Annotated in this window: 9 protein-coding genes; 3 read left to right on the top strand and 6 right to left on the bottom strand. The window is 70.9% G+C overall.

All coding sequences use genetic code 11. The annotated features are described in order from the left end of the window. Positions 1 to 56: 56 nt before the first annotated feature. The 6 genes from ACIQUR_RS11020 to ACIQUR_RS10995 form a co-directional block, all read right to left on the bottom strand. A complete protein-coding gene (locus tag ACIQUR_RS11020; protein ID WP_078910683.1) occupies positions 57 to 470 on the bottom strand; it encodes a roadblock/LC7 domain-containing protein in 414 nt (137 codons plus the stop codon). A 10-nt stretch (positions 471 to 480) separates the two neighbouring features. Beyond that, entirely contained in the window at positions 481 to 3,681 is a 3,201-nt protein-coding gene (locus tag ACIQUR_RS11015) for a nitrate- and nitrite sensing domain-containing protein (protein ID WP_403661711.1), read from the bottom strand. Positions 3,682 to 3,997: 316 nt separating this feature from the next. Continuing rightward, entirely contained in the window at positions 3,998 to 4,591 is a 594-nt protein-coding gene (locus ACIQUR_RS11010; RefSeq protein ID WP_399953030.1) for a GTP-binding protein, read from the bottom strand. After that, positions 4,572 to 4,967 (bottom strand): DUF742 domain-containing protein, encoded by a 396-nt coding sequence (locus ACIQUR_RS11005; protein ID WP_399953028.1) that lies wholly within the window; start codon positions 4,965 to 4,967, stop codon positions 4,572 to 4,574. Before ACIQUR_RS11005 ends, ACIQUR_RS11010 begins: the two co-directional genes overlap by 20 nt. Positions 4,968 to 5,118: 151 nt before the next feature. After that, positions 5,119 to 5,532 (bottom strand): roadblock/LC7 domain-containing protein, encoded by a 414-nt coding sequence (locus ACIQUR_RS11000; protein WP_403662663.1) that lies wholly within the window; start codon positions 5,530 to 5,532, stop codon positions 5,119 to 5,121. 9 nt (positions 5,533 to 5,541) lie between these two features. Next, positions 5,542 to 9,285, bottom strand: a complete 3,744-nt coding sequence (locus ACIQUR_RS10995) for a nitrate- and nitrite sensing domain-containing protein (RefSeq protein WP_403661707.1) — start codon at positions 9,283 to 9,285, stop codon at positions 5,542 to 5,544. Between the two features lie 570 nt (positions 9,286 to 9,855). Between ACIQUR_RS10995 and ACIQUR_RS10990 the strand changes: the two genes are divergently transcribed. The 3 genes from ACIQUR_RS10990 (at position 9,856) to gltX (ending at position 12,376) form a co-directional block, all read left to right on the top strand. Further along, positions 9,856 to 10,044 carry a hypothetical protein gene (locus ACIQUR_RS10990; protein ID WP_403661704.1) on the top strand — a complete coding sequence of 63 codons (189 nt, stop codon included), beginning with the start codon at positions 9,856 to 9,858 and terminating at the stop codon, positions 10,042 to 10,044. An 84-nt stretch (positions 10,045 to 10,128) separates the two neighbouring features. After that, positions 10,129 to 10,905, top strand: coding sequence for a fumarylacetoacetate hydrolase family protein (locus tag ACIQUR_RS10985; protein ID WP_403661701.1), 777 nt, complete (start codon positions 10,129 to 10,131; stop codon positions 10,903 to 10,905). Next, positions 10,898 to 12,376 (top strand): glutamate--tRNA ligase, encoded by a 1,479-nt coding sequence (gltX, locus tag ACIQUR_RS10980; protein WP_403661698.1) that lies wholly within the window; start codon positions 10,898 to 10,900, stop codon positions 12,374 to 12,376. The genes ACIQUR_RS10985 and gltX overlap by 8 nt, the downstream gene beginning before the upstream one ends. The last annotated feature ends 163 nt before the right edge of the window (positions 12,377 to 12,539 follow it).

Here is a 12,539-nt window from a genome sequence, read left to right as displayed (position 1 = left end):
TAGCACCGCGCCACCGCACCTTATGGTGCGATGACGCGAAACGCACTGCCTGTCTGCTAGTTGAGAAGACTTCCCTGCAGTTCCGCGCGCAGATCCGGGGTGAGGACACTGCCCGCGCGATCGACGAGGAGAGCCATCTCGTAGCCCACGAGGCCGATGTCGCACTCCGGGTGGGCGAGGACCGCCAGCGAGGAACCGTCCGAGATCGACATGAGGAAGAGGAAGCCGCGCTCCATCTCCACCACGGTCTGGTTGACGGCCCCGCCCTCGAAGATCCGGGACGCGCCCGCGGTCAGCGAGGTCAGGCCGGAGGCGACGGCCGCCAGCTGGTCGGCACGGTCGCGCGGAAACCCTTCGGACATCGCCAGCAGGAGGCCGTCGGCGGAGACCACCACGGTGTGGGACACCCCGGGGGTGTTGTCCACGAAGTTGGTGATCAACCAGTTCAGGTTCTGCGCCGCCTGGCTCATCGGGCTCACACTAACGCTCCTGGTCATAGGTGTTACTGGACTGCTCTGATCCCGCGCTGCGTCCCTGCTGGACACCGCGGCGCAGGTTGCTCAACCTGCCCCGCACGTCCTCGGGAGCGCGGGAGACCTGGGGGCCGCCCTGCGGGGTCGACTCCGCGGCGCCCTCGACCAGGTTGGCCTTGGGCACGCGCCGAGGGAGACCGGACGAGGTGACCCCGCCCGCCTTCGGGTCACGGAGTTTGCCCGCCTGCTGCCAGCGCTCGTCGTTGCGCGAGCGCCAGCCGCTCTCGGGCGTCACACCGTTGTCCGCGGCCGCCTGCGGTGCCTGCGGCTGAGCGGGGAACGGCTTGGACTCCGCTTGCTGCTGTGCGGGCTGCCACTGCTGCTGGCTGCCACGACGCGGCAGGCCCGCTCCGGTCATCTCGTGACCGGTCCCGGCGGCGGTGCCCGAACGGTCGAAGCCTACGCGGTCCTGGGCGGCTTCGGGACCGGTCGGGGATTCCGATTCGGTCCCGTAATCCTGCTGGTAGCCGCCCTGGTACGTGTTCTGCTCCGGCCACTCGGCCTGGCTGGCCTGGGGCTCGTAACCGCCGTCGTACTCCTGGCCGCCCGTCTGGGCGTCCTGGTAGCCGCCTTCCGCATAGGCGTAGCCGTCCTGGCCGTAGGCCTGGTAGCCGGCGTCCGCCTGCTGCTCGTACGCGGCGTCCTGGTGCTCGTAGGAACCGTCCTGCTGCTCGTACCCGGAGCCGTAGCCGTCCTGGTGGTACGCGCCCTCCGCTTCGCCCTGGTACTGCTGGTACCCGTGCTCCGGCTGAGGCTCCTGCGGGTAGCCCTGCCGGTCCTCGTAGCCGCCGTCCTGGCCGCCGTAGGCCTGGGCCTCCAGCGTGGCGCGGCGCTCCTCGCGGACGAGGGAACGGCCGACCGGGTCGAGGCCGGGCGACTGCGGGTTGTCGTACCGCGAGTCGTCGAAGCCGAGCTCGGCGGCGGTGCGCATCGGGGCGCCCTCGTACGACTGCTGCTCCGGGATGATCGAGGAGACCGTGAAGTCGTCCTCGGGCAGGCCCTCGCCACCGCCACCGTGGGTGATGGCGTCCGGCAGCATGACCAGCGAGGTGGTGCCGGCCTGCTCGCCCGAGGGGCGGAGCTGGACGCGGATGCCGTGCCGGTCCGACAGGCGGCCGACCACGAACAGACCCATGCGCTGCGAGATCGCGGCGTCGACGGTCGGCGGGTTGGCCAGCTTGTGGTTGATGTCCGCGAAGTCCTCGGCGGTGAGGCCGATGCCCTTGTCGTGGATCTCGACCATCACGCGGCCGTCGGGGAGACGGGTCGCGGTCACGCGGACCTTGGTCTGCGGGGAGGAGAACGTGGTGGCGTTCTCCAGCAGCTCGGCGAGCAGGTGCACGAGGTCGGTCACGGCCTGGCCGTGGATCTCGGCGTCCGGGACACCGGTCAGCTCGATGCGCTCGTACTGCTCCACCTCGGAGGAGGCGGCGCGCAGGACGTCGACCAGCGGGACCGGCTGGTCCCAGCGGCGGCCCGGCTCCTCGCCCGCGAGGATGAGGAGGTTCTCGCCGTTGCGGCGCATGCGGGTGGCCAGGTGGTCCAGGCGGAAGAGGTTCTCCAGCTGGTCCGGGTCGGCCTCGTTGTTCTCCAGGTCGGTGATCAGGGTCAGCTGGCCCTCGATCAGCGACTGGTTGCGCATGGAGAGGTTCGTGAAGATCGCGTTGACGTTGCCCCGCAGGAGGGCCTGCTCGGCGGCGAGCCGGACGGCCTCGCGGTGGACCTGGTCGAACGCGCGGGCGACCTCGCCGATCTCGTCCTGGGAGTCGATCGGGATGGGCCGGACGCGGGTGTCGACCTTGCCCGGGTCGGTACGGGAGAGCTGGTCGACCAGGCTCGGCAGGCGCTGCTCGGCGATGTCGAAGGCGGCACCGCGCAGGCGGCGCATCGAGCGGCCCATCTGGCGGGCCATGAAGCCGGCCAGGATGAACGCGGTCAGCAGGGCCACGACGACGACCGCACCGTTGATGATGGCGTCGTTGCGGGCGTCCTCGGCGACCTTCACGGCCTCGTCCACGGCCTTGGCCACGAGGTCCTTCTCGACCTCGGTGTAGCCCTCGAACTTGGCGGTGGCACCGGCCTGCCAGAAGACGGCGTTGGTGCCCTCCTTGGCGAGCGCCTTCGGCGACTCGCCGCTGGCTATCGCCTCGGTCATGCCCTCCAGGGCGGAGCCGTTGACCACCGGGGGCGCCTTGAAGGGCACGCCCTGGTTCTCGGCCTCCTGCTTGGCCTGGAGGAGCTTCTGCGCGCCCTCGTCGGACTTCTTCTGCATGACGGCCTTGAGGTTGGCCGTGTCCTGCTCGGTGCCGGCGGAGACGTACTCGCCGATCGCGATCTCCTCCAGGTACGCGTACGAGGAGAACGCAACCAGCTGGGCCGCGTGGACGTCCTTGTCGTCGTTGGGGCGTACGAGGAGGTGGGTGCCGATGGAGCGCTGGAGGGAGTTCGCGGCCTTGGCGAGCTGGATCGCGTAGACCATGCGGCCGTAGGCGGTCACGTTCCCGGTGCCGAGCCCCAGCTCGTTGGCGAAGGACATGAGGTAGTGCTGGACCAGCACGTAACCCTCTTCGGTGGGCACGGGGCCCAGGTCCTTGGCGCTCTTCTTGGCCGTCTCGATCTGCTTGAGGTACGCCGACTTGCGGATGGCCTCGAGCTTCGGCTCCTCCTCGCGGAAGAGCTTCAGACGCCGCTGGAGGTTCGCCTTGTCGGGCATCTCCTCGACGGCGGCGTCGAACTTCTCCTTGGCGGCGTCCGTCGCCGAGCGGGCCTGGGCCACGGCGTCGGCGGTGCGGTCGCCCTTGAGGAGCGGCTCGGCGGTGAGGTCACGCTCGTTGAGCAGCGCCTGGCCGTACTCCGCGGCCGCCTGGACCACGCGGGCGGTCTTCTCGGCGTCCTTGGCCTCGTTCCAGGTGTCGACGGATCCCTTCACCTGGAAGCCGCCCATCACCAGGCCGACGAGGGCCGGGATGAGCAGGATCGCGTTCAGACGCGTGGGCACACGCCAGTTGCGGGGGGAGAACCGGCTCTGACTGCCGGGGCGGACGGGCTCGTCGGCCGGCAGGTCCGCGGCGGCCACGGCCGCGCGCTGCGGCGGGGTGAAGTTGCCCCGCGCCGGTTCCTCCGCGGGGCTCTCGTTGCTTCGCCTCACTCGACCAACAACCTCTCGGCGGCGCTACTAGCTAGTTCGTTGAATTCCAGCACGGGTAACGGCCGTGTTCCAAACAGTTGAAACCGGCCGCTTCCAGAGCTCCGAGCCCCACATAAGTCGGACATAAGGAGCGAGCTTTCTCAAATGACGGGTGGTTCGTGCGCGCAGCGGCACCGTGTGAATGCGAGGGGTGTCCGACGCGCAGCAATTCTCTGTCGAAACGTTATGAACGCCGCGGCGGGCCGTGTCAAAGGACACAGCCCGCCGCGAAGTTGATGTTCCGGCTTTTCACCGGATCTCCTCGGAACAGCGCCGACTACTTCAAACGAGCCATGAGAGCGTGTTCGACGAGCGTGATGAGCGCGGACTTGGCGTCGGCGCGGTGGCGTGCGTCGGTGGTGATGATCGGTGCGTCGGGTCCGATCTGGAGGGCCTCGCGGACTTCTTCGGGGGTGTAGGGCTGGTGCCCCTCGAAGCCGTTGAGCGCGACGACGAAGGGGAGGCCGCTGTTCTCGAAGTAGTCGACGGCGGGGAAGCAGTCGGCGAGTCGGCGGGTGTCGACGAGGACGACGGCGCCGATGGCGCCGCGGACGAGGTCGTCCCACATGAACCAGAAGCGGTCCTGTCCGGGGGTGCCGAACAGGTAGAGGATGAGGTCCTGGTCGAGGGTGATGCGGCCGAAGTCCATGGCGACCGTGGTGGTCGTCTTGTCACCGGTGTGGGTGAGGTCGTCGATGCCGGCGGAGGCGCTGGTCATGACGGCTTCGGTGCGCAGCGGGTTGATCTCGGAGACCGCGCCGACGAACGTGGTCTTGCCCACGCCGAAGCCGCCCGCCACCACGATCTTCGCGGAGGTGGTGGAGCGCGTCGCCCCGGCGTGAGAACTGCCGTTAGAGCTTGCGAAGTCCACTGAGCACCCTTTCGAGCAGCGTAACGTCCGGCGTTCCGCCGGTCTCTCCATTGCCCGGCTGGTGGATGGCCACCATGCCGGCCTCGGCCAGGTCGGCCACGAGGATCCGGGCCACACCGAGGGGCATCGACAGAAGTGCCGAAACCTCGGCGACGGACTTGACCTCGCGGCACAGCGTGCAGATGCGCTGGTGCTCGGGAAGCAGGCCCGCGAGGTGGACCGGGTCGGCCGTGGTGCTGACCAGGGCTTCGATCGCGAGCTGGTAGCGGGGCCGGGTCCGGCCGCCGGTCATCGCGTACGGACGCACCAGCGGCTGGTCGCCTTCCGCGTACGACTGATCACCGTACGAGTCGGGAAAGGCGGGGGGCGGGGTCATTGATCCTCCGGGCTGGACAGCAGTGGTCAGCGTGCCGTCTGACGGGGCCGGTGGGGGGACGGGCGTGCGGCCGGACGGTGGTACTGGGATGGTTCCGGGGCGCTGCCCCGGATCCCCGGCCGGAAGTACCGCCCGGCCGGGGGAGTGGCGGTCAGATGAGCAGGCTTCCCTGCAGCTCCGCGCGGAGGTCCGGGGTGAGGACGCTGCCCGCGCGGTCGACCAGGAGGGCCATCTCGTAGCCCACGAGGCCGATGTCGCACTCCGGGTGGGCGAGCACGGCCAGGGAGGAGCCGTCGGAGATGGACATGAGGAAGAGGAATCCCCGGTCCATCTCGACCACGGTCTGGTTGACGGCGCCGCCCTCGAAGATCCGGGACGCGCCCGCGGTCAGCGAGGTCAGGCCGGAGGCGACCGCCGCCAGCTGGTCGGCACGGTCCCGCGGGAAGCCCTCGGACATCGCCAGCAGGAGGCCGTCGGCGGAGACCACCACGGTGTGGGACACCCCGGGGGTGTTGTCCACGAAGTTGGTGATCAACCAGTTCAGGTTCTGTGCCGCCTGGCTCATCGAACTCAACTAACGCTCCTGCTGGTGAGTGGGGCCGACGTGGAAGCTGCCGGTCGCCGGACCGTTGCCGCCCGCCTGGCGACCCTGCTGGATGCCGCGGCGGAGGTTGGTCAGACGGCCGCGCACGTCGTCGGGGGCGCGCGAGACGGACGGACCGGTCTGGGTGTCGGACGACTGCTGCGCGGTGCCCGCGACCAGGTTGGCGCGCGGGACCCGGCGGGGCAGGCCCGAGGTGGTGATGCCGCCGGCGGCGGGCTGGCGCACCCGCTCGGCCTGCTTCATCAGCTCGTCGTTCGGCGAGCTGCGCCAGCTGACCGTCGGCATGGCGCCGGTCGACGTCAGGGCGTCGTTGCCGCGCTCCTGCGCGCGCTGCGGGCCGGCCGGGCGCTGCGGCGCGGCCGGGGCCTGCGGCTGGTACTGCTGCTGCGGCTGCTGGGGTACGGACTGTCCCTGCGGGGCCTGCTGGCCCTGCTGCGGGTACCAGTTCGACTCCAGGTTGTCGAAGAGCGGGGTGCGGCCGTCACCGGGGTTCTGGGCCGGCGGCAGGGCCTCCGGCTGGTGGCCCTGGGGCAGGCGCGGGGCACCCGGGCGGGCGGCGGGCACGCCGTAGCCGTCCGCCTGCGGGGCCTGCTGCGGGGCGTAGCTGCCGACGCCGGGGCCGCCGGGGCGCGGGGCCTGGAAGTCCGGGCGCTCGAACTGCGCGGTGCCGGCCGGGTCCTGCTGGCCGGGCCGGGCGAACTGACCGGTGGTCGACGGGTCCTGGTACCCGGGACGGGCGTACTGCCCCGTGGTGGACGGGTCCTGGTGGTCCGGCCGGGCGAACTGGCCGGTAGTGGACGGGTCCATCGGGCCGCGTACGTCCGGGCGCTCGAACTGCCCGGTCGTGCTGTTGCCCTGGGGGGCCGGCGCGTTGAAGTCCGGGCGCGGGAACTCGGCGGTGGCGCCGGGACCCTGCAGGTCGTCGTGGCCGCGCGGGGCGTCCTGGGCGCCGCGGCCGGCGTCCATGCCCCAGCTGGTGGTCTGGGCGTTCCCGGGCATGCCCTGGGGGCCGCCGGGCAGCTCGGCGCGCGGTGCGTTGCCGCGCGGCGGCAGCTGCGGGCGGGGGCCCTGCGGGCCGGCCGCGTCGGCGCGCGCCGGCTGCGGGACCTGCGGGACCTGCGGGACCTGCGGCGCCTGGGGGGCCTGCGGCTGGGCCGGAGGCTGCGGGCGCTCGAAGCCGTTGGACTGCGGGAAACCGCCCTGGGGCGCCGGGGCGGGAGCCGGACGGCCACCACCCTGCGGGCCACCCGCACCGGGGCGCGGACCGCTCATCGGCGCACCGGCGCCGAAGGCGTTCGTACCCTGGCCCGGGCCCTGCCCGGGACCCTGCGGACGCCCGCCCTGCGGCGCACGCTGGCCGGCACCGTCGCGGCCCGGCAGCGCGGCACGCTGCCCGCCCGAGGCGACCTGGCCGCGGCCGGCGGAGGCGCCGGCGGCGAGGCGCGCGGCCGCACCGCCCTGCGGGGCACCGCCGGGACGGCCCGCGGGGACACCGCCCTGCGCGCCACCCTGGGCACCGGGGACCGGACCGGGCTTCTTGCCGCCCTGGGCGACGTCCACCGGGAGCATGACGAGCGCCGTCGTACCGCCGGAGTCGGAGGGACGCAGCTGGATGCGGATGCCGTGTCGCAGGGACAGGCGGCCGACCACGAACAGACCCATGCGGCGCGAGACCGAGACGTCCACGGTGGGCGGCGACGCGAGCCGCTCGTTGATCGCGGCGAGGTCCTCGGGGGAGAGGCCGATGCCGGTGTCGTGGATCTCGACCAGCACCCGGCCGTCCGGCAGGGCGTGACCGGTCACCTTGACCTTGGTCTGCGGGGAGGAGAACGACGTGGCGTTCTCCAGCAGCTCGGCGAGGAGGTGCACGAGGTCGTTGACGACGCGGCCGGCGACCTCGGTCGACGGGACCGAGGCCAGCTCGATGCGCTCGTACTGCTCCACCTCGGAGGCGGCGGCACGGAGGACGTCGACCAGCGGGACCGGGCGGGTCCACCGGCGGCCCGGCTCCTCGCCCGCGAGGACGAGGAGGTTCTCGCCGTTACGGCGCATGCGGGTCGCGAGGTGGTCGAGCTTGAAGAGCGAGGACAGCTGGTCCGGGTCGGCCTCGCGCGACTCCAGCTCGGAGATGAGCGAGAGCTGGCGCTGGATGAGGCCCTGCGAGCGGCGCGAGAGGTTGGTGAACATCGCGTTGACGTTGCCCCGGAGGAGGGCCTGCTCGGCGGCGAGGCGGACCGCCTCGCGGTGCACGTCGTCGAAGGCCGCGGCCACCTGGCCGATCTCGTCGCGGGAGTGCACACCGACGGACTCCACGGAGGTGTCCACGTCCTGCGGGTCGGCCTCGGAGAGCTGCTTGACGAGCTCGGGCAGGCGTTCCTGGGCGACCCGGGTCGCGGTGTCCTGGAGGCGGCGCAGCGAGCGGATCATGGAGCGGGCCACGACGAAGGCGCCGACGAGCGAGACGCCGAGGACGAGGAGGACCAGCGCACCGTTGATGATCGCGTCGCGCTGCGACTCGTTCTTCAGCTCGCGGGCCTTCTGCTCCATGTCGTCGAGCAGCGAGAGCTCGATCTGCTTCATCGCCTGGATCTTGGTGTCGTCCTGGTCGTACCAGTCCATCCAGGAGCGGTTCTTCTCCTTGGCGAACTGCTCGGGCGTCACCAGCACACGCCGGGCGTAGTGCTCGGCGCTGGAGATCTCGGCGTGGCCCTCGTTGAGGGTCTCCGTCAGGTCCTCGGCCTTGCCCTGGTAGACGAGGTCGAAGGTCTTGCGGGCCTGGCTCTCGGCCTTCTGGGCGGACAGCGCGTAGAGGCGGTCGTTCTCCTCCAGCTTGCCGGCCTTGGTGTTGCTGTCGGGCAGCGAGTACGCGATGACCGCGCGCTGGATGGAGGCGTACTCCTTGGCGGAGGAGAACGCGGCCAGGGCGCGCGTGCGCTTGATCATCTCCGGGCTGGAGGTGGCCTGCGCCATGTCCTGGGAGAGGCTGAGCAGCGAGGTGATCAGCTGGCTGTACTCGGTGACCGTCTGCTGCGCGCCCGTCTTGTAGGCGGACTTGCGGATCTCTTCGAGGCCCGAGAGCTGGCGGCTGATCTGCAGGACGTTGTTGCGGATCGAGTCCAGCGTCTCGTCGCGGTTGTCCTCGTCGTCGATGTCCTCGGTCGCCGTGATGAAGGCGGCGGAGGCGGCGTCGGTGGTGTCGCGGACGCCCTGGACGAGGCTGTTGGGCTTGTCCGGGTTGTTCTTCAGCGGACCGGCCGACTTGTCGCGCTCCTCCTGGAGCGCCTGCGCGAGGTTGGTCGCCTGCTTGGTCATCGTCGTCAGCAGCTGCATGTGCTCCAGCTGCGCGATGTCCTGCATCGACTCGTTGATACGGAGGCCACCGAGCGAGGTGGCGGCGACGACGGGGAGCGCCAGCAGCGAGACCAGGCGCGTCGAGATGCGCCAGTTCTGCAGGGCGAGCCGGGAGCCGGGCCCACTGGGGGCCGCGGGTATCCGCTGGCCCTGGGGCTGGTCCTTGTCCTTGGGCTCGGCCTTCTTGGCCTTGCCACCCTTGCCCTTGCCCTTGGGCTTCACCGCGGCCGTGGGGTCGGAACCCGCCCCGTCCGCCGCCGGCCCCAGGTTCTGGGCGTGCTGGGGCGAGGAGCCACGGTCGTTTCCGCCGCGCGGCTCCTGCTCCGCCGCAGCGCTGCCATCCCTCTTGAAACGTCCCTGCACTAGCGTCGCAACCTCTGGACCAGGCGTCCCTCCGGTGAAGGGCGGGACGGTGTCGAGTCGTGGGGCACTAACGAGCCCCATGGTGGTCGTCGGTGACCGGCGCGTTTTCCCTTTCATACCGCCGCCCGGCGCTGAGTTGCGCCCTCTGCGCGCCGGCTGATTCCGCGGCGGTCCCCGGAATTCCAGCACAGTGCAGGATCTCCAACAAGGTGCGAGTACCGGCCCCCGTGATCCGTGACCGCCCGTGTCGACGGCGCTACAGCACGTGGACGGTGATTCGGGGCGAATCGGACTTAGCTTTATGAATCGCTTACGGAGTTGGCATGTCCCAGTCGCGATGATCGGGAGCGGAATGGCGCGTTCAGTGGCGCAATGTCCGTTTCCTGGTCCAGACTTGACTGTCGATTATGTCGGAATTGCCCGTCAGCTCGTGAGCAAACTCACATGCCCGGAGGCGGGAGTTCCAGAGTTTCCGGTGCGCTCCGATGTTTAGCCTGGCCCTTTACAGGGATGGCAAATCCGACAACCGCGCCGACAGGTGCCCGTCACCGACAAGGTTCCGACACAGCGATGAAGACGACGATGATGTTCCGCAACATAGCCAACCCGCGCCGCACCACCCTCGCGCACCTCAAGGACGCCGAGGAGCTGACCGCCGCGCCGGAGCTGCCGGAGCACTCCGTCGACCTCCCGACGCAGACCGCGAACCCCCGCCGCACCGTCCTGATGACGGCCCCCGCCGCCCAGACCGCTCCGTAAGCGCGCCGCCGGACCGCCCCTCCCGCCCGGGATAGCCTGGTGTGACCAGACTCCGGACACACCAGTGAGGGGCGAAACCTTCCCGTGCGCATCGCCAGGTTCTCCATCGACGGCAATGTCGCCTTCGGCGCGGTCGAGGGCAGCGCCCCCGACGAGCTCGTCCTCGACATCATCAAGGGCATCCCGTTCGCGGACTTCGAGCTGTCGGGTACGAAGGTTCCGCTGAGCAAGGTCCGGCTCCTGCCGCCCGTGCTCCCCAGCAAGGTCGTGGCCATCGGCCGCAACTACGCGGAGCACGCGGCGGAGCTCGGCAACGAGGTCCCCGAGGTGCCGGTCGCCTTCTTCAAGCCCTCCACCTCCGTGGTCGGCCCCGGCGACCCCATCGCGTACCCCTCCTTCTCCAACGAGCTCCACCACGAGGCCGAGCTCGCCGTCGTCATCGGCCGGATGTGCCGCGAGGTCCCGCGCGAGCGCGTGAAGGACGTCGTACTCGGCTACACCTGCGCCAACGACGTCACCGCCCGCGACGTCCAGCAGCGCGAGAAGCAGTGGGCCCGGGCCAAGGGCTTCGACAGCTCCTGCCCGCTCGGCCCCTGGATCGAGACGGACCTCGACCCGGGTGACCTCACCATCCAGTGCACGGTCAACGGCGTCCAGCGCCAGCTCGGCCGGACCAGCGACATGGTCCGCTCCGTCGAAGACCTGATCGCGCACGTCAGCGAGGCCATGACGCTGCTCCCGGGCGACGTCGTCCTCACGGGCACCCCCGCCGGGGTCGGCCCCCTCAACGTCGGCGACGAGGTCGCCGTCACCATCGAAGGTATCGGCACTCTCACCAACAAGGTGATCAAGCGTGGCTAACGCGACCCCCGTCCGCGTACGTTTCTGTCCCTCGCCGACCGGCAACCCCCACGTGGGCCTGGTCCGCACCGCCCTGTTCAACTGGGCCTACGCCCGGCACAACGGCGGCACGTTCGTCTTCCGCATCGAGGACACCGACGCGGCCCGCGACTCCGAGGAGTCGTACGAGCAGCTGCTCGACTCCCTCAAGTGGCTCGGCTTCACCTGGGACGAGGGCCCGGAGATCGGCGGCCCCCACGCCCCGTACCGCCAGTCCCAGCGGATGGACATCTACGCGGACGTCGCGAAGAAGCTCATCGACGGCGGCTACGCGTACCACTGCTACTGCACCACCGAGGAGCTCGACGAGCGCCGCGAGCTCGCCCGCCGCGAGGGCCGCCCGTCCGGCTACGACGGCACCTGCCGCGTGGTGACCGACGAGCAGCGCGCCGCGTACGAGGCCGAGGGCCGCACCCCGATCGTCCGCTTCCGCATGCCCGACGAGCCGATCACCTTCACCGACCTGGTCCGCGGCGAGCTGACCTTCACCCCGGAGAACGTGCCGGACTACGGCATCCTGCGGGCCAACGGCGCCCCCCTCTACACCCTGGTCAACCCGGTGGACGACGCGCTGATGGAGATCACGCACGTCCTGCGCGGCGAGGACCTGCTCTCCTCCACCCCGCGCCAGATCGCGCTCTACAAGGCGCTGATCGAGCTCGGCGTCGCCAAGGAGATCCCGGTCTTCGGCCACCTGCCGTACGTCATGGGCGAGGGCAACAAGAAGCTCTCCAAGCGCGACCCGCAGTCCTCGCTCAACCTGTACCGCGAGCGCGGCTTCCTCCCCGAGGGCCTGCTCAACTACCTCTCGCTGCTCGGCTGGTCCTTCTCCGCCGACCAGGACCTCTTCACCATCGACGAGATGGTGGCGAAGTTCGACGTGGCCGACGTGAACGCCAACCCGGCCCGCTTCGACCTCAAGAAGTGCGAGTCGATCAACGCGGAGCACATCCGCCGCCTCGACCCCAAGGCCTTCGCGGACGCCTGCGCCCCCTGGCTCCAGGCCCCGCACGCGCCCTGGACCCCGGAGCAGTTCGACGAGGCGGCCTGGGAGGCCATCGCGCCGCACGCGCAGACCCGCGTGACCGTCCTGTCGGACATCACCGCCAACGTCGACTTCCTCTTCCTCCCCGAGCCCGTCTTCGACGAGGCCTCCTGGGAGAAGGCCATGAAGGGCGACCCGGCGGCCCTGCTGACCACGGCGCGCGAGAAGCTCGACGCCGCGGACTGGAACAGCGCCGAGTCCCTCAAGGAGGCCGTCCTGGCCGCCGGCGAGGCCCACGGCCTCAAGCTCGGCAAGGCCCAGGCGCCGGTCCGCGTCGCCGTCACCGGACGCACGGTCGGCCTGCCGCTCTTCGAGTCGCTGGAGATCCTGGGCAAGGAGAAGACCCTCGCCCGCATCGACGCGGCCCTCGCCAGGCTCGCCGGCTGATCCCGGACGAGTCGTTCGTCACGTCCCCCGGCCCGGCGCCGGGGAGTCCCCAGGGGGCGGGGGGGGGGGGGGGCCGGGGGGGGGGCCCCCGCGGGGGGGGGGGGGGGGGGGGCCGCCCGACCCCCGCCCCCACCCCGGGCTCAACCACCGCCACCCCACACCA

Origin of the sequence: Streptomyces sp. NPDC101132, assembly GCF_044759225.1 — a bacterium.
In the GTDB taxonomy this organism is placed as follows: domain Bacteria; phylum Actinomycetota; class Actinomycetes; order Streptomycetales; family Streptomycetaceae; genus Streptomyces.
This window is presented reverse-complemented; position numbering and strand designations above follow the sequence as displayed.